General features: G+C 70.9%; 17 protein-coding genes. 12 read left to right on the top strand and 5 right to left on the bottom strand.

Annotation, left to right across the window (positions count from 1 at the left end):
- Window positions 1–86 precede the first annotated feature (86 nt).
- Complete coding sequence (locus tag ACIRP7_RS37540) at window positions 87–944, top strand: sulfurtransferase (protein WP_403668934.1); 858 nt, start codon at window positions 87–89, stop codon at window positions 942–944.
- Window positions 945–1,014: 70 nt separating this feature from the next.
- Here ACIRP7_RS37540 and sepH read toward each other — a convergent pair whose 3' ends face one another.
- The 3 genes from sepH to ACIRP7_RS37525 all read right to left on the bottom strand — a co-directional run bounded on the left by sepH (window position 1,015) and on the right by ACIRP7_RS37525 (window position 4,998).
- Window positions 1,015–2,049, bottom strand: a complete 1,035-nt coding sequence (gene sepH / locus ACIRP7_RS37535) for a septation protein SepH (protein WP_352382269.1) — start codon at window positions 2,047–2,049, stop codon at window positions 1,015–1,017.
- A 431-nt stretch (window positions 2,050–2,480) separates the two neighbouring features.
- A complete protein-coding gene (locus ACIRP7_RS37530) occupies window positions 2,481–3,800 on the bottom strand; it encodes a D-arabinono-1,4-lactone oxidase (protein ID WP_403668931.1) in 1,320 nt (439 codons plus the stop codon).
- Complete coding sequence (locus tag ACIRP7_RS37525; RefSeq protein WP_403668928.1) at window positions 3,760–4,998, bottom strand: MFS transporter; 1,239 nt, start codon at window positions 4,996–4,998, stop codon at window positions 3,760–3,762. Before ACIRP7_RS37525 ends, ACIRP7_RS37530 begins: the two co-directional genes overlap by 41 nt.
- Before the next feature lie 169 nt (window positions 4,999–5,167).
- Here ACIRP7_RS37525 and ACIRP7_RS37520 point away from each other — a divergent pair, with 169 nt between their 5' ends.
- Window positions 5,168–6,295 (top strand): ferrochelatase, encoded by a 1,128-nt coding sequence (locus ACIRP7_RS37520; RefSeq protein ID WP_403668926.1) that lies wholly within the window; start codon window positions 5,168–5,170, stop codon window positions 6,293–6,295.
- An 8-nt stretch (window positions 6,296–6,303) separates the two neighbouring features.
- Entirely contained in the window at window positions 6,304–7,119 is an 816-nt protein-coding gene (locus ACIRP7_RS37515; protein WP_403668923.1) for an inositol monophosphatase family protein, read from the top strand.
- 111 nt (window positions 7,120–7,230) lie between these two features.
- Here ACIRP7_RS37515 and ACIRP7_RS37510 read toward each other — a convergent pair whose 3' ends face one another.
- Window positions 7,231–7,395: a hypothetical protein gene (locus ACIRP7_RS37510; RefSeq protein WP_403668920.1), complete on the bottom strand. Its 165-nt coding sequence runs from the start codon at window positions 7,393–7,395 to the stop codon at window positions 7,231–7,233.
- Window positions 7,396–7,807: 412 nt separating this feature from the next.
- On the opposite strand from ACIRP7_RS37510, the gene ACIRP7_RS37505 reads away from it, so the two are divergent.
- The 4 genes from ACIRP7_RS37505 to ACIRP7_RS37490 all read left to right on the top strand — a co-directional run bounded on the left by ACIRP7_RS37505 (window position 7,808) and on the right by ACIRP7_RS37490 (window position 11,315).
- Window positions 7,808–8,461 carry a response regulator transcription factor gene (locus tag ACIRP7_RS37505; RefSeq protein WP_030605557.1) on the top strand — a complete coding sequence of 218 codons (654 nt, stop codon included), beginning with the start codon at window positions 7,808–7,810 and terminating at the stop codon, window positions 8,459–8,461.
- 6 nt (window positions 8,462–8,467) lie between these two features.
- Window positions 8,468–9,706 (top strand): sensor histidine kinase, encoded by a 1,239-nt coding sequence (locus tag ACIRP7_RS37500; protein WP_403668917.1) that lies wholly within the window; start codon window positions 8,468–8,470, stop codon window positions 9,704–9,706.
- Window positions 9,707–10,111: 405 nt separating this feature from the next.
- Window positions 10,112–10,408, top strand: coding sequence for a DUF4193 domain-containing protein (locus ACIRP7_RS37495; RefSeq protein WP_005481602.1), 297 nt, complete (start codon window positions 10,112–10,114; stop codon window positions 10,406–10,408).
- Between the two features lie 13 nt (window positions 10,409–10,421).
- The gene (locus ACIRP7_RS37490; protein WP_403668914.1) at window positions 10,422–11,315 is read left to right on the top strand and encodes a hypothetical protein; all 894 of its coding nucleotides are present in this window, start codon (window positions 10,422–10,424) and stop codon (window positions 11,313–11,315) included.
- Between the two features lie 63 nt (window positions 11,316–11,378).
- Here the strand turns inward: ACIRP7_RS37490 and ACIRP7_RS37485 are convergent, their stop codons facing one another.
- Window positions 11,379–11,843, bottom strand: a complete 465-nt coding sequence (locus ACIRP7_RS37485) for a DUF3093 domain-containing protein (protein ID WP_403668911.1) — start codon at window positions 11,841–11,843, stop codon at window positions 11,379–11,381.
- A 113-nt stretch (window positions 11,844–11,956) separates the two neighbouring features.
- On the opposite strand from ACIRP7_RS37485, the gene ACIRP7_RS37480 reads away from it, so the two are divergent.
- The 5 genes from ACIRP7_RS37480 (at window position 11,957) to ACIRP7_RS37460 (ending at window position 15,953) form a co-directional block, all read left to right on the top strand.
- Entirely contained in the window at window positions 11,957–12,541 is a 585-nt protein-coding gene (locus ACIRP7_RS37480) for a PaaI family thioesterase (protein ID WP_403668908.1), read from the top strand.
- Window positions 12,538–13,089 carry a dUTP diphosphatase gene (gene dut / locus ACIRP7_RS37475; RefSeq protein WP_403668905.1) on the top strand — a complete coding sequence of 184 codons (552 nt, stop codon included), beginning with the start codon at window positions 12,538–12,540 and terminating at the stop codon, window positions 13,087–13,089. The genes ACIRP7_RS37480 and dut overlap by 4 nt, the downstream gene beginning before the upstream one ends.
- 1 nt (window position 13,090) lies before the next feature.
- The gene (locus ACIRP7_RS37470) at window positions 13,091–13,849 is read left to right on the top strand and encodes a DUF3710 domain-containing protein (RefSeq protein ID WP_352382246.1); all 759 of its coding nucleotides are present in this window, start codon (window positions 13,091–13,093) and stop codon (window positions 13,847–13,849) included.
- 158 nt (window positions 13,850–14,007) lie between these two features.
- On the top strand, window positions 14,008–15,174 hold the full coding sequence (locus tag ACIRP7_RS37465; protein ID WP_403668902.1) for an alginate lyase family protein: 1,167 nt from the start codon (window positions 14,008–14,010) through the stop codon (window positions 15,172–15,174).
- Between the two features lie 86 nt (window positions 15,175–15,260).
- On the top strand, window positions 15,261–15,953 hold the full coding sequence (locus tag ACIRP7_RS37460; protein WP_352382242.1) for an ABC transporter ATP-binding protein: 693 nt from the start codon (window positions 15,261–15,263) through the stop codon (window positions 15,951–15,953).
- Window positions 15,954–16,888: the final 935 nt, after the last annotated feature.

Raw genomic sequence — 16,888 nt, 5'->3', positions numbered from 1 at the left:
CGTACGCCTGGTGACCGGGCCTGTCCGGCGGAGCAGAGTAGCCGGACATGGACGAGGCGGCCACCCGGTGCGCAAGGATGGTGGCCATGAACGCCATCATCTCCGCATCCGAACTCGCGAGCGCCCTGGCGGGTCCGAACCCGCCCGTACTGCTCGACGTCCGCTGGCAGCTGAGCGTGGCCAAGGCGGCCGGTGAGCCGCCCTTCGACGGCCGGGCCGAGTACGCGGCCGGGCACCTGCCGGGCGCGGTCTACGTCGACCTGGACCGGGAGTTGGCCGGCCCGGCCGGCGCCGGCGGGCGGCATCCGCTGCCCGACCTCGCGGAGTTCGGCGCAGCGATGCGCCGGGCGGGGGTCTCCGCCGGTACACCGGTCGTCGTGTACGACGGCGGGCAGGGCTGGGCGGCCGCCCGCGCGTGGTGGCTGCTGTCCTGGACAGGTCACCCGGATGTGCGAGTCCTCGACGGCGGGTTGACGTCCTGGCAGGGGCCGCTGCAGTCCTCCCTGCCGGGTCCCGCTCTCTCCGAGGGCGACTTCGAGCCGGTTCCCGCGGCGGCCGGTCTGCTCGACGCCGACGCGGCCGCGGCGCTGGCCCGCGCGGGTGTGCTGCTGGACGCACGCGCGGGGGAGCGCTACCGCGGCGAGGTGGAGCCGATCGACCGCGTCGGCGGCCACATCCCGGGCGCCCGGTCCGCGCCCACCACGGACAACGTCGGCCCGGACGGCCGCTTCCTGCCCGCGGAGGAGCTGAACGCCCGCTTCAAGGCCCTCGGCGCCACCGACGGCACCGAGGTCGGCGTCTACTGCGGTTCCGGCGTCTCCGGCGCCCACGAGGTCCTGGCGCTGGCGGTCGCGGGCATCCCGGCGGCGCTGTACGTCGGCTCCTGGTCGGAGTGGTCCTCGGACCCGGAGCGACCGGTCGCCGTGGGCCCGGACCCCCAGTAGCCCGCCGCTGCCCAGTACGACGGGAAAGGGCCGCACTCGACGAGCGCGGCCCTGTTCCCCGTACGGCTGACTACTCCTGCTTCTTCCTGCGCGTCCCGAACACGATCTCGTCCCAGCTCGGGACCGCCGCTCTGCGGCCCGGGCGGACGCCGTCGGCCTCGGCCTGGCGGTCGGTCGCGCCGATGAGGCGGTCGCGGTGGCTGGCCACCGAACGCGGCATGAGGACGTCCGCGTAGGCGGAACCGGCCGAGGCCGCGGGGGCCGGCGGCTCCTCCACCTCCGGCTCCTCCTCGAGCGCGGGCGGTTCCTCGATGCTCGCCGTCTCGGACGGCCGCTCCGGTACGACCATGTCGCCCCGGAAACTCGGCACGGCCTCCAACAGGCTGGTCAGCGAGTCCCGTTCGGCGACGGTCTCCTCGACGGGCTCGGCCGGGGGCAGGCTCGGCCGGTCGAGGGCGCGGTCCAGCGGACGGTCGCGCGGCAGCCGGGCGATCCGCGGTACGAAGGGAAAGCTGGGCTCCGGCGCGCCGAGGTCCTCGGACTCGCCGATGAGTGAGCGCGCCTCCTCGTCGACGGCCTGGACGAGCCGCCGGGGCGGGTCGTAGGTCCAGCTCGCCGAGTGCGGTTCACCCGCGACGCAGTAGACCAGCAGAACCTCCCAGGTGCCGTCGTCGCGACGCCACGAGTCCCACTGGACGGTGTCCTTCTCGGCACCGCGCAGCACCAGCCGCTCCTGCACGGCCTCACCGAGCTGCGGTCCGGCGTTCTCGCCGGGCCGGCGGACCGGGGTCTTGCGGGCTCGTTCGGCCATGAAGGCGCGCTCGGCGAGCACGGGGCCCTCGAAGCGCCGTACGCGGTCTACGGGGATACCTGCGAGCTGGGCTACCTCTTCCGCGGTGGCACCCGCGCGTATACGCGCCTGGATGTCGCGGGGACGGAGATGGCTTTCGACCTCGATCTCGATCTGGCCGAGGCGGGGACGGTCGCCGCGCACCGCCGCGCGCAGCCGCTCGTCGATCGGAAGCGTGTACTCCGTTGAGTCGGCAGCCTTCAGCACCAGCCGTGTGCCGTCATTGGAGACGGCCACGACACGCAGTTCGGGCATGGGGACCTCCCGGGTGGTGCCTGCCGACGTCACGTGCGTCGCTGCTTCCGCTAGTCGAGTGTGGCCTGCCCGGGTGCAGCCTGCCACAACCTTGCCGAGTTGCCCGGCGTGTCGGGCCAGAGCCCTGGATCGCCGTTATGGCACGGTTACCTATTCGCAACGCTAAGTGACCAACTCCGTCACCCTGTGCAACTGGCCCCCTCCCGACCGCCCTTGAAGGCCACGGACGCCCTGGCGGGAGACCTGACCCAGGGCTCGCAACAGTACTCCATTTGGGCCACGTGCGTGGATTGGCGCGCCACTCGACTTCGTTCAAGAAACCCTGTCCGGCCGTTCGTTGAGCAGTTCTTGCGATCTTGGACGTGGCGTAGTTCACGGAATCGCCAGAAACGGAACTATTGCCTTCGTGCGTATGTCCGGCGATCGCCCGGCTATGCCCCCAACACCCTGCGCAGATAGTCGTTCTGGAACCGCCGGTGGGGATCGAGGCGGTCCCGGAGCGCGGTGAACTCGCCGAAGCGCGGGTAGACGCCCGCGAAGTACTCGGCGTCACGCGTGTGCACCTTGCCCCAGTGCGGGCGCCCCTCGTGCGCCGTGAAGATCCGCTCCGCGGCCGTGAAGTACGCCTGGTACGGCGTCCCCTTGACCATGTGGACGGCGATGTAGGCGCTGTCGCGGCCGGAGGCGGTGGACAGCGTGATGTCGTCGGCGGGCGCGGTGCGCACCTCCACGGGGAAGCTGACCCTGAGGGCGGACCGCTCGACCATCGTCCTCAGTTCGCGCAGCGTCTCCACGACGGCCTCGCGCGGGACGGCGTACTCCATCTCCACGAACCGCACCCGGCGGGGCGATGTGAAGACCTTGTACGGGATGTCGGTGTACGTCCGCGCGGACAGCGCCTTGCTGGAGATGCGCGCGATCGAGGGGATCGTGCCCGGCGCCGCGCGGCCGACCCACTGGGCCACCTGGAAGACGCCGTTGGAGAGGAACTCGTCCTCGAACCAGCCCTGGAGCTGCGGCACCGGCTTCTCCGGACCCGCGCTGCGGTTGTTGCGCTTGGTGTTGGTGGAGCCGGTGTGCGGGAACCAGTAGAACTCGAAGTGCTCGTTCTCGGCCCAGAGTTCGTCGAAGGCGCTGGTGACCCTGTCGAAGCTCATGGGCTCCTCGCGGGCCGTGAGCAGGAAGATCGGCTCGACGGCGAACGTGATCGCGGTGACGATGCCGAGCGCGCCCAGACCGATCCGGGCGGCCGCGAAGACCTCGGGGTTCTCCTTCTCGGAGCAGGAGAGCACCGAGCCGTCGGCCGTGACCAACTCGAGTCCCCTGATCTGGGCGGCGATCGAGCCCGAGTCCCGGCCCGTGCCGTGGGTGCCGGTGCTGGTGGCTCCGGAGACCGTCTGCTCCATGATGTCGCCCATGTTGGTGAGCGACAGGCCCTCACGCGCGAGAGCCACGTTGAGCCTCTTGAGCGGCGTACCGGCCTCCACCGTGACCGTCATGGCGTCCCGGTCAATGTTGCGTATACCGGTCAACAGTTGAGGGCGTATCAACACACCGTCGGTCGCGGCGATCGAGGTGAAGGAGTGCCCGGTGCCGACGGCCTTCACCTTGAGACCGTCCTCGGCTGCCTTCCGCACGGCAGCGGCCAGCTCGTCGACCGAGGCGGGCGTGACCTCCCGCGCGGGACGCGCCGCGACATTGCCGCCCCAGTTACGCCACGTGCCGTTCCTCGCGCTCGCTGCCGTGCTCAACGCTGCCTCCCCGACGTGGAGCCGGCCTCTTGAGCCGGCGGTACCCGAGGAAACCGACCGCGACCGCGACGGCCCCGGACACCGCCGGAACCCCGTACCCGGCGCGCGCACCGGCCGCGTCGATCACCCAGCCGGCCACGGAGGAGCCGAGTGCGACCCCGACCGCGAGCCCGGTACTGATCCAGGTCATGCCCTCGGTCAGTTGCGCGCGTGGTACGTGCTGTTCGATCAGGGACATCGTCGTGATCATCGTGGGAGCGATGGACAGGCCCGCAACGAACAGCGCCACGGCCAGAAACGGCAAGTTTCCGACCAGTAGGAGGGGGATCATACTCACGGCCATGGCGCATATGCCCAGCAGCCAGCGAGGTTCGGGACGCCCCGGGAAGTGCAACAGCCCGAAGACGAGGCCCGCTGCACAGGACCCCGCCGCGTAGAGGGCGAGCACGAGGCTGGCGGCGCCCTTGTGGCCCTGCTCGTCGGCGAAGGCCACGGTGACCACGTCCACCGCCCCGAAGATCGCCCCGGTCGCCACGAAGGTGGCCACCAGGACCTGCAGGCCCGGCGCGCGCAGTGCCGTACGGCCGCCGTCCTGCTCACGCGGGTGCGGAGCCGGCTCGGTGGCCCGCTGCGCGGTCAGCCAGAACACACCGACCGCCAGGAAGCAGGCGGCGAGCAGCGGACCCGCCTCGGGGAACCAGGCCGTGGACAGCCCGATGGAGATGATCGGTCCGAAGATGAAGCAGACCTCGTCGACGACGGACTCGAAGGAGTACGCGGTGTGCAGCTGCGGAGTGCCGCGGTACACGGCCGACCACCGCGCGCGGATCATCGCGCCGAGGCTCGGCACCGAGCCGATGCCGACGGCACACACGAACAGCACCCAGTCCGGCCACCCGAAGTGCGCCGCGAGCAGCATCCCGGCGGACGCCATCAGCGCGACGAGGGTCGCCGGGCGCAGCACCCGCCGCTGGCCGTGCAGGTCCACCAGCCGGGAGACCTGCGGGCCGATCGCGGCGGCGGCCAGCGCGATGGTCGCGGACAGCGAGCCAGCGAGACCGTACCTGCCGGTGATCTGGGAGATCATCGTGACCACGCCGATGCCCATCATCGACAGCGGCATCCGGCCGACGAAGCCCGCGGCGGAGAAACCCCTGGAGCCGGGGGCGGCGAACAGGGCGCGGTAAGGGCTGGGCACAGGGTCTCCGGTCGGCCGGTGAGCGGCGGCTCGTGGGGCGGGTAAGGCGCGAATGCGCCTCATACAGCTTACTGGTGAGGGGTCCCGGCGCACCCGGCCGGGCGGCCGGGAACCCGGGTGGTCACCCCGCCGTTTCCCGGCTGTCAGTACCGGATGACAGGATCGACCCATGCGAGACGCGCTCGACGCCACCCCCTACGACGCCCTGCTCCTGCTCTCGTTCGGAGGCCCCGAGGGCCCGGACGACGTGGTCCCGTTCCTGGAGAACGTGACGCGCGGGCGTGGCATCCCCAAGGAACGCCTGAAGGAAGTCGGTCAGCACTACTTCCTGTTCGGCGGGGTCAGCCCCATCAACGACCAGAACCGCGCCCTGCTGGACGCCCTGCGCAAGGACTTCGCGGACCACGGCCTGGGCCTGCCGATCTACTGGGGCAACCGCAACTGGGCGCCCTACCTCACGGACACCCTGCGCGAGATGGTCGTCGACGGCCACCGCCGCATCCTGGTCCTGGCCACCAGTGCCTACGCCTCCTACTCGGGCTGCCGCCAGTACCGCGAGAACCTCGCCGAGTCGCTGGCGGCACTCGAGGCCGAGGGCCTGGAGCTGCCGAAGATCGACAAGCTGCGGCACTACTTCAACCACTCCGGTTTCCTGGAGCCCATGGTCGACGGGGTGATCGCGTCCCTCGCCGAGCTCCCCGAGGACGTCCGCGACGGCGCCCACATCGCCTTCTCGACCCACTCGATCCCGACCGCGTCCGCGGACACCTCAGGACCGGTCGAGGGCCACGGCGAGGGCGGCGCGTACGTCGCGCAGCACCTGGAGGTCTCGCGGCTGATCGCGGACGCCGTCCGGGAGCGCACCGGCGTCGACCACCCCTGGCAGCTCGTCTACCAGTCGCGCTCCGGCGCCCCGCACATCCCGTGGCTGGAGCCCGACATCTGCGACCACCTGGAGGAGCGCCACGCGTCCGGCGTCCCCGCCGTGGTGATCGCGCCCATCGGCTTCGTCTCCGACCACATGGAGGTCCTCTACGACCTCGACACGGAGGCGAAGGCCAAGGCCGAGGAGCTCGGCCTGCCGATGCGCCGCTCGGCGACCGTCGGCGACGATCCCCGCTTCGCCGCCGCCGTCCGCGACCTGGTCCTGGAGCGTGCCGCCGTCGAGCGCGGACAGGAGGTCACACCCTGTGCCCTCGGCGCGCTCGGGGCCGGCCACAACGTCTGCCCGGTCGGCTGCTGCCCCGCCCGCGCCCCCAAGCCCGCCGCCGCGGGCGTCGACAGCCCGTACGTGTGAGGAGCCCCGTGACCGACCCCCTGCACGCGGAACTGCTGCGGCTGGCCCGGGAGGCCGCCCGCCGCGCCGGCACCCTGCTGCGGGACGGCCGCCCGGCCGACCTCGCGGTCGCCAGGACCAAGTCCAGTCCCATCGACGTGGTGACCGAGATGGACATCGCGGCGGAGAAGCTGATCACGGACCTGATCTCCGAGCACCGCCCGCACGACGGCTTCCTCGGCGAGGAGGGCGCCGCCACCGAGGGCACCAGCGGCGTCCGCTGGGTCATCGACCCGCTCGACGGCACGGTCAACTACCTCTACGGATTGCCGACTTGGTCCGTCTCCATCGCGGCCGAGCAGGACGGCGAGACCGTCGTCGGGGTCGTGGCGGTCCCGATGCGCGCGGAGACGTACCACGCGGTCCGCGGCGAGGGCGCGTGGGCCACGGGCGCGTGGGCGGGCGAGCGCAGGCTGGCGTGCCGTCCGGCGCCGCCCCTGGAGCAGGCCCTGGTGTCGACGGGCTTCAACTACGTCACCGAGGTCCGTGTCCACCAGGCCGAGGTGGTCCGGAAGCTGATCCCCCTCCTGCGGGACATCCGCCGTGGCGGCTCGGCGGCGGTCGACCTGTGCGACCTGGCCGCGGGCCGCCTGGACGGCTACTACGAGCGGGGCCTGAACGCCTGGGACTACGGAGCGGGCGACCTCATCGCCCGAGAAGCGGGCGTCCTGACCGGCGGCCGCCCCGGAGAGCGCCCGAACCCCGGCCTCACCGTCGCCGGCACCCCGGGAGTCTTCGAGCCCCTCCAGCAGCTCCTGGAGGACTTCGGCGCCTGGCACGACTGACCGGCAGACTCCGGGCGAACACAAGGTGAACAGGCCCGGCCGGCGACGCAGCGGGCCCCCGGCGCTGGATTCGCCGGGGGCCCGCTGTCGTGCCGGGAAGCCGATCAGACGCTAGACGCCGACCTCCACACCGTGTTCGGCGGCGAGGCGGCGCAGGTCGTCGAGCTCGCCCTGTTCCACCTCGACGAGGAAGTCGTCGCCCTCGTCGAGAGCCCGCGTCAGATCCGTCTCGGTCGCCCTTATGCGCTGCAGAAGTCCTGCGGTGAATGCGTCCATGCTGCGCCCCCTCGTCCTGGGTCGTGGGTCGGTGGCACGGGGGTGTGCCGTTCGGAAGGGGCGATCACGTCTCTCGCGGGTGCCCAGCGCTGCCCAGGCCGGGCGGCGACGGTGCCGGACACCCACGCCCGCTCTGCGGAAGCGGACAGCGCCGTGCCGCATGGTGGTACGGCACATGCAGAGCGTGATCGCGGGTGTAAAGCCGTCCTCCCCCCGCTCCCTTCGACGGAAACCTCAACCCCGCGAGAAAATCCCGCATTCCCGCTCTCACACCCGTCTTTCAGTTGGCCCTCACCCGCCTTACAGCCGACTTATGGCCGAAAAGGGCAGGATGGAGGCCGACACTCACCGAACCCCTGCCCACGCGTGCCCGAAGCGCGCTACGCGGGTGGACACAGGAAGGACAAGCGACGTGCGCGTACTCGTCGTCGAGGACGAGCAGCTGCTCGCCGATGCGGTGGCCACCGGACTGCGCCGGGAGGCCATGGCCGTCGACGTCGTGTACGACGGCGCGGCCGCCCTGGAGCGCATCGGCGTCAACGACTACGACGTGGTCGTCCTCGACCGGGACCTTCCTCTGGTCCACGGCGACGACGTCTGCCGCAAGATCGTCGAACTCGGCATGCCCACGCGCGTGCTGATGCTCACGGCCTCCGGTGACGTCAGCGACCGCGTCGAGGGTCTGGAGATCGGCGCCGACGACTACCTCCCCAAGCCCTTCGCGTTCAGCGAGCTGACGGCACGCGTGCGTGCCCTCGGCCGCCGCACGAGCGTCCCGCTGCCGCCGGTCCTGGAGCGCGCCGGGATCAAGCTCGACCCCAACCGCCGCGAGGTCTTCCGCGACGGCAAGGAGGTCCAGCTCGCCCCCAAGGAGTTCGCCGTCCTGGAGGTGCTGATGCGCTCCGAGGGCGCTGTCGTCTCCGCGGAGCAGCTCCTGGAGAAGGCCTGGGACGAGAACACCGACCCCTTCACCAACGTCGTGCGGGTGACCGTCATGACCCTGCGCCGCAAGCTGGGTGAACCCGCAGTGATCGTCACCGTCCCCGGCTCCGGTTACCGGATCTGATCACCCGTGGCCTCGACTCCCGCTCCTCCCCAGGCCCCTCCGAAGCCCACGTGGGACCCCAGGCGACCGGCGCCGCCGCTGCCGTGGCTGCGCCCGACCATCCGCATAAGGCTCACGCTGCTGTACGGCGGCATGTTCCTGATCGCGGGCATCCTGCTGCTGTCGATCATCTACCTGATCGCCGCCCAGGCGCTGAACGTCGGCAGTGAACTGCCCTTCAAGATCACCACGGGCAGTGTCACCAGCGACATCTGCAGCAACCTGCCCTCGAGCGGCACCTCCGAGGTCATGAACAAGGCGATGGACAGGTGCGTCAACGACCAGCGCCAGCACGCCCTCGACGACCTCCTCAGCCGCTCGCTGCTGGCCCTGCTCGGCCTCGCGATCATCGCCTTCGCCTTCGGCTACGCCATGGCGGGACGCGTCCTGTCCCCGCTCGGACGGATCCTGCGCACCGCACGCGCGGTGGCCGGCTCGGACCTCTCCCGCCGTATCGAGCTGGACGGCCCGGACGACGAGCTCAAGGAGCTGGCCGACACCTTCGACGACATGCTGGAGCGCCTGGAGCGGGCCTTCACTGCCCAGCAGCGCTTCGTCGGCAACGCCTCGCACGAACTGCGGACCCCGCTGGCGATCAACCGCACGCTCCTGGAGGTGCACCTGTCGGATCCGGGGGCACCGGTGGAGCTGCAACAGCTGGGCAAGACGCTGCTGGCCACCAACGAGCGCAGCGAACAGCTCGTGGAGGGCCTGTTGCTGCTCGCCCGCAGCGACAACCAGATCGTCGAGCGCAAGCCCGTGGACCTCGCCGAGGTCGCCGAGCAGGCGGTCGACCAGATGCACGGCGAGGCGGAGGCCAAGGGCGTGGCGATCCGCGGCGAGCAGAAGTCGGCGGTCGTCCAGGGCAACGGCGTCCTGCTGGAGCGCATCGCCCTCAACCTGGTGCAGAACGCGGTGCGCTACAACGTGCCGGAGGGCGGCTGGGTCGAGGTGACCACGGAGCTCCAGCACGGCCACGCGGTGCTCACGGTGTCCAACACGGGCCCCGTGGTGCCGGCGTACGAGGTCGACAACCTCTTCGAGCCCTTCAAGCGGCTGCGCGGCGCCGACCGCACCGGCAGCGACAAGGGAGTCGGTCTGGGGCTGTCCATCGTGCGGTCCGTGGCGCGGGCGCACGGCGGCCACATCACCGCTCAGCCGCGCGAAGGAGGTGGGCTGGTGATGCGAGTCACCCTGCCTGTCTGAGACCATGGCCCCCGCACCGAGACCGACATACAGGGATGTTCGCTTTGCGCGGAATTTTCTGGGCACCTGGAGGACTGCCCCCTGTGTGATCGATCACAAGGGAGAATTTCCCGCCATCTACTCTCCGTGATCATGCACCCTGTCGGAAAGCCGGGAACATCCGGGTTTTCAGGGGTCCTGATCACGGGAAGTACACGGTGAGACGCCTTTGAAGTGCGGGATTCGGACCGTGTACGGTCCCGATCGCCATCCAACCCGATCACTCAAGAGGGGTCCGGTTGGGTGTCGATTGAGTAACAGACCTTGATGTGAGGCAAAATCTCCGCCTCGGGTCGGGCACAAGTCCGGCCTCTCACGCGTTACGTGCGCTGGAGACACCGCAGACACCCAGAGGGGGAGAGCGACATGGCAACGGATTACGACACCCCGCGCAAGACCGACGACGACGTCGACTCGGACAGCCTTGAAGAGCTCAAGGCGCGTAGGAACGACAAGTCGACGTCCGCAGTGGACGTCGACGAGTTCGAGGCCGCCGAAGGCCTGGAACTGCCCGGAGCGGACCTCTCGAACGAAGAGCTGGCCGTCCGGGTACTGCCCAAGCAGCAGGACGAGTTCACCTGCATGAGCTGCTTCCTGGTGCACCACCGCAGCCAGCTGGCCCGAGAGAAGAACGGCCAGCCGATCTGCCGCGACTGCGACTGAGGGCGGGTCGGGCATGACTGGCTCGACCCCTCCTTGGAAGCGCCGCTCTCCCCGGCAGGGAGCGGAGCAGGGGCCGTCCGACGGCTCCCACGCGCGTGACGACGAGCGGGGCTCTTCCGGTCCGGGAGCCTCGCTCGAACCGGTGGCCGACCGGGCCGGCCTCCCGGCGCCCACCGATTCGACCAGGACGCCCGCGCCCGTCGCGCGACGACGGGTGTCGGCGATCCGGGACAAGGCCCGGGAAGGGGTCCGCAAGGGCGGTAGCCGGGCCAGGGCGGGCCTGGCGTACCTCACGGACCGCATCATCGAGAACGCCCCGCGTATCCCCGTACGGGACCTCGCGACCCTCCGCCGCCAGTTCCCCGGCCTTGGCCCCGAGCAGCTCGCGGACAAGCTCGTCGCGGGCGCCGCGAGCGCCACGGCGACGGTCGGAGCGGGGATTGGTGCGGCGGCGATGCTCCCCGTCCCGCCTGCGATGCCGACAGAACTGGCCGCCGAGATCACCGGCGTCGCCGCGATCGAGCTGAAGCTGATCGCCGAACTCCACGAGGTCTACGGCGTACGGCCGCCCGGGAACCTCAAGGAGCGCAGCACCGCGTATCTCAATTCCTGGTCGGGAGAACGCGGGATCGACGTGAAGAAGCCGTCGACGGTGAGCGGCGCGCTCAACAGCCCGATGAAGCAGCAGCTGCGGCAGCAGATCATGAAGCGGATGATCCGCGACCTGCCGAACCTCATGCCGTTCCTGGTCGGCGCGGCCGTCGGGGCGGTCATGAACCGCAGGGACACCAGAAAGCTCGCGGAGCGGATCCGCAAGGATCTGCGCAAGGTCCAGGTGGCCTGGGACGAACTCCCCGCGTTGCCGGCCCTGGAGATCCCGGCCGATCCACTGGAGCTGGAGACGTAAGACGATCGCGAGAAGTCCGGGCCTCACCGTCCATGCGGTCGGGTGAAGCCCTGCACGAACGTGCTAGGCGGCGGCCGTGCGGGCCGTCTTCAGCGCCTCGGCCAGCCGCTCCGGCTCGCGCGTCGACAGGTACAGATACGGCGTCGGGTCGTCCGGATCGGTGACCTCCACTTTCAGCGCCCTGGGGATGTAGGAGCGCAGCAGCAGAAAGGCCCGGGTGTCGGCCTTGTAGGTCCGCCAGGCCCGGGCCTCCTCCGGGTCCAGGATCTCCGCCTCGCCCAGCGCCGACACCGGGATCTTCGCCTCGCCCGCGATCAGGGAGTCCCCCACGACCCGGATGCGCAGCGAGCCGTAGGAGCTGGCGCAGATCGCCGCCGCGGCGGTGCCGCCGACCAGGCCGCCGAGCAGCGGAAGCGTCCCGAAAGGGAGCAGGATCAGCGCGAACGCGACGCCGACCAGGAGGGAGATCAGCCACCAGGAACGGGGGGCGGTGAGGCGTTCGTCGTACGGGGCGGCGGAGGGCTGCATGGAACCAAGCTTGGCACGGCGTCCAGGCACGGCCGATGTCAGGGGCAGTCGGCGCGAAGCGCCGTCAGGCAGGGTGGCGGGGGGAGACGGGCGGGCGGGTAAGGTCTGCGCCTGTGAGTGGTACTTCCCCGGCTCTGAAGCCTCCCGCCGACGCGGCGCGACCTGTGCGCCACCCGGACGCTCCCGCGCCCGGTGAGCTGCTCGGTGCGCACTACGGCCAGTGTTTCGGCTGTGGCGGCGAGCAGCCGCACGGGCTGCACCTGGCGGCGCGGGCCGGCGAGGGGGTCTCGGTCACCGCCGAGTTCACTGTCCGCCCCGCCCATCAGGGCGCCCCGGGACTAGCGCACGGCGGTGTGCTCGCGACCGCCCTCGACGAGACCCTGGGCTCGCTCAACTGGCTGCTGCGCACGATCGCCGTGACCGGACGCCTGGAGACCGACTTCGTACGGCCGGTACCGGTCGGCACGGTGCTGTACCTGGAGGCCGAGGTGACCGCGGTGGCCGGGCGGAAGATCTACTCGACCGCGACCGGCCGGATCGGCGGCCCCGAGGGGCCCGTGGCGGTCCGTGCCGACGCCCTGTTCATCGAGGTCAAGGTCGACCACTTCATCGACAACGGCCGCCCGGAGGAGATCCGGGCCGCCATGGACGACCCGGACCAGGTCCGGCGTGCCCGCGCCTTCGAGGTGAACCCGTGAGCCGTGACCCCCTGAACGTGCTGATCCGGCGCGTCGACCCGGACGTACCGCTTCCGTCGTACGCGCACCCCGGTGACGCGGGGGCCGATCTGCGGACCACCGAGAGCCGTGAACTGAAGCCCGGGGAGCGGGCGGTACTGCCCACCGGGGTGTCTGTGGCGCTGCCGGAGGGGTACGCGGCCTTCGTGCACCCACGATCCGGTCTCGCCGCCCGCTGCGGTGTCGCTCTCGTGAATGCCCCGGGGACGGTTGATGCCGGGTACCGTGGGGAGATCAAGGTGATCGTGGTGAACCTCGACCCGCACGAGTCGGTGCGGTTCGAGCGTTTCGACCGGATTGCTCAACTCGTCGTCCAGCAGGTCGAGAGGGTCCGCTTCCAGGAGGTCGCGGAGCTTCCCGACTCGGCGCGGGCCGAGGGGGGCTTCGGGTCCACCGGCGGTCACGCCGCCGTGGGCGACGGGGGCGATACAAGCGCTGAGGCCGCCGTGGGCGGCACAACGGGTGGGAATCGATACGCATCGGTCGTATCCGACCGGGAAGGACAGTGACGTGTTCGGACGTCGCAACAAGAAGGGTGCCGCCGAGGACGCGGCCGGCGAGGCCGAGCAGGTCGTCGACAGCGTCGGCACGGAGGCGGACGACGTAGAGCGCGAGCGCGTACGGCTGGAGCCGGAGCCGCGTCCCGACGGGCCCTGGGACGACACCGAGGTCCGCGACCCCGCCGAGGGCCGCGTGGACCTGGGCGGGCTGTTCGTACCGGGTGTCGACGGCATGGAGCTGCGGGTCGAGGTCGCGGGCGACGCGATCGTCGCGGCCACCGTCGTGCTGCGCGACAGCGCCATCCAGCTCCAGGCCTTCGCCGCTCCCAAGCGCGAGGGCATCTGGGGCGAGGTGCGTGAGGAGATCGGCTCCGGCATCACCCAGCAGGGCGGCATCGTCGACGAGGTCGAGGGTCCGCTGGGCTGGGAGCTGCGGGCCCAGGTGCCGGTGCAGCTGCCGGACGGCACGGGCGGCTTCCAGGTCGTGCGGTTCGTGGGTGTGGACGGACCGCGCTGGTTCCTGCGCGGGGTGATCTCGGGCCAGGGCGCGGTGCAGCCGCAGGCGGCCGGGCTCCTGGAGCAGATCTTCCGGGACACGGTCGTGGTCCGCGGCGAGGGTCCGATGGCGCCCCGCGACCCGATCGTCCTCAAGCTGCCGAACGACGCCCAGATGGTCCCCGAGGGCATCCAGCAGCAGGACGAGGGCTCCCGTTTCTCCGGCGGCATGGGTCAGCTCCAGCGCGGACCGGAGATCACCGAGGTCCGGTAGCCGTACGACATCGAGGGCCGTACCCCGTCCTGGGGTGCGGCCCTTTTTCGTGCGCGGGACCTTGACGGCGGATTGGTCTGTACCTACCTTCTCGGCTCAACGCGTCTGTTCATAAAGGCGCTTGGCGTTCATATACGAGAACGGAAGGCCCCCCACCTATGCGCAGAACCGCTCTCCTGACCGCTGTCGCGGCCCTCGCCGCCGGTGCTCTCGCCGTGCCCGCCGACGCCGCGCCCGCCACCTTCGTCCATCCCGGAGTCACCGTCTCCCAGGGGCAGTTGGACTTCGCCCGCAGCAAGGTGAACGCGGGTGCCCAGCCCTGGAAGGGTGCCTTCGACGCGATGCTGGCGAGCAAGTACGCCGATCTGAACCGCACGGCCAAGCCGCGCGCGGTCGTCGAGTGCGGGTCGTACTCGAACCCCAACTACGGCTGCACCGACGAGCGCGAGGACGCGATCGCCGCCTACACCGACGCCCTGGCCTGGTACATCACCCGGGACGAGCGGTACGCCAAGAAGGCCATCCAGCTCATGGACGCCTGGTCGGCGGTGATCACGGACCACACCAACAGCAACGCGCCCCTCCAGACCGGCTGGGCCGGCTCCTCGTGGCCCCGGGCCGCCGAGATCATCAAGTACACGTACAGCGGGAGTTGGGCGAACTCCGGGCGCTTCGCGACCATGCTGCGCAACGTCTATCTGCCCGAGATCATCAATGGCTCGAACTCCAACGGCAACTGGGAGCTGTCGATGACGGAGGCGGCCGTCGGCATCTCCGTCTTCCTGGAGGACAAGGCGTCGTACGACAAGGCCATGGCGAGGTTCCGCACCCGTACCGCCGCCTATGTGTACCTCGACTCCGACGGCGATCTGCCGAAGACGGTGCCGAGCCAGAACCTCAACACCCGGGACAAGATCGTCGGTTACTGGCAGGGGCAGTCCACCTTCGTCACCGGGCTCACCCAGGAGACCTGCCGGGACCTCACGCACACCGGGTACGGCATCTCCGCGATCTCGCACGTCGCCGAGACGAGCCGGATCCAGGGGCAGGACCTGTACGGCACGGACGTGGGCGAGCGCCTGCGGCAGGCACTGGGGTTCCAGGCGAAGTACGAGCTGGGGACGGCCGTGCCGAGCTGGCTGTGCGGTGGGTCGCTGAAACTCGGGCTCGGGCCGGTGACCGAGGTCGGGTACAACGCGCTGCACAATCGACTTGGCATGGGCATGACTAACACGCAGGCGCTGACGGAGCGGAACCGTCCGGCGGGCAGCAACAACCTCTTCGTGGCCTGGGAGACTCTCACCCACGGGGACAACCCGAACTGAAACCGTTGAAGGCCGGGCGCCGGGCGGTGATACTGGCGCCCGGTTTCACGGTTCACGGGGTTTCACGGGTTCACGGGGGAGGACGTATGACTCAGGTGGTCACCGAGACCATGGTGCGGGTCGAGGACATCCACAGGTCGTTCGGTGAGGGGGCCGCCGCGGTGCACGCGTTGCGTGGGGTCTCCTTCGAGGTGCCGCGCGGTGAGCTGGTCGCGCTCAAGGGGCGCTCGGGCTCCGGGAAGACCACGCTCCTCAACATCGTCGGCGGGCTCGACCGGCCCGACCGGGGGCGGGTCGTCCTCGACGGGGTGGACGTCGCCGGGCTGGACGAGGACGGGCTGCTGGCCCTGCGGCGGGACCGGATCGGCTTCGTGTTCCAGTCCTTCGGGCTCATCCCGATCCTCACCGCTGCCGAGAACGTCGGTGTGCCGATGCGGCTGCGGCGGATGGACGCACGCGCGCGTGAGGAGCGCGTCGAGCTGCTGCTGGCCCTGGTCGGCCTCGCGGACCACGCGAAGCAGCGGCCCGGTGAGCTCTCCGGGGGCCAGCAGCAACGGGTCGCCATCGCCCGCGCCCTCGCCAACAACCCCGCCCTCCTCGTCGCCGACGAGCCGACCGGCCAACTGGACGCGGAGACCGGTCACGCCGTGATGGAGCTGTTGCGGGCCGTCGTACGCAGCGAGAACGTCACGGCCCTGGTGGCCACGCACGACGCGACCCTGCTGGACCTGGCGGACCGGGTGCTGGAGTTGGGGGACGGGGAGATCGTGGGGCACTGAGGGGGTGCTCGGGGGGCGGTTCCTCGGTTGGTTGGGGTGGCCCGGTGTGAGCGGCGTGCGCAGTGGTTGCGAGGGGGCTCAGTCGGTCCGGGTGCTCACCGCGAGGGGTGCTTGGGTCTGTGGCGGTGTGGGTGCGGGCGGGGTGGGCCCCGGGCCGGTGTGGCCGTGAAGGGTTACGGGGCGTGTGCGAGCGCTGGGCTCCGTCGAACTGGGGGTGCAGCTCCGGCCCGGAAAGGCTGCGGAGTGTGCTGCGGGGGACATCCGGGCCGGCATCAAGGGTGTCGGGGCCGGGGCCGGTCGCATGGCCGGGACCACCAGTGATCGCCGGTCGCTGTCGAGGCGCCGGGTGAACCATGCGTCCAGGGTTACCGGCCGGTCTCTGGGGCCCACACTCCGATGGCCGGAGCCGTCAGCCGGTTTCGGGGTCCTGCGTCACGACGTCCTGGATCACCGAGCCCGAATTCCAGAGGCGCCTCACGGCGGGCAGGAGCCTCCTCCTGCGCTTCCGCTCCGGGTCCGGGTCGCCGCCTGTCCCGGGCTCCCACCCCGACGTCCTGGATCGCCGAGCCGGGTTCCAGGGTTCCGTCTCGACGGGCCAGGGGCTGCTGAGCCCGTCCCCCCGGCTGCCGAGGCCAGGTTGCCGGGTATGTCCCCCGGGCAAGTGTCGCGAGACCTGGGGACTGCCGTCCCTGGCCCCCGCGAGGCCAGAGCTGCCGAGCCGGCCCCCAAGGCCCGTGACCACGTCCCCGCCGCCCGCCCCTCTGCGAGGCCGGGTTGTCGAGTCCGTCCCGCCGGCGCGCGCCGCGAACCAGGGAATTACCATCTCCGGCCCCCCGCGAGGCCCAGGACTGGCGAGGCCCCCAGGCCCCCGTAACCACGCCCACGTCCCCGCCGCCCGCCCCTCTGCGAGGCCGGGTTGTCGAGTCCGTCCCGTC

Source organism: Streptomyces sp. NPDC102270, assembly GCF_044766405.1.
Taxonomy (GTDB): Bacteria; Actinomycetota; Actinomycetes; order Streptomycetales; family Streptomycetaceae; genus Streptomyces.
The sequence above is the reverse complement of the archived record's forward strand: the minus strand, read 5'-3'. Positions and strand labels throughout refer to the sequence as shown.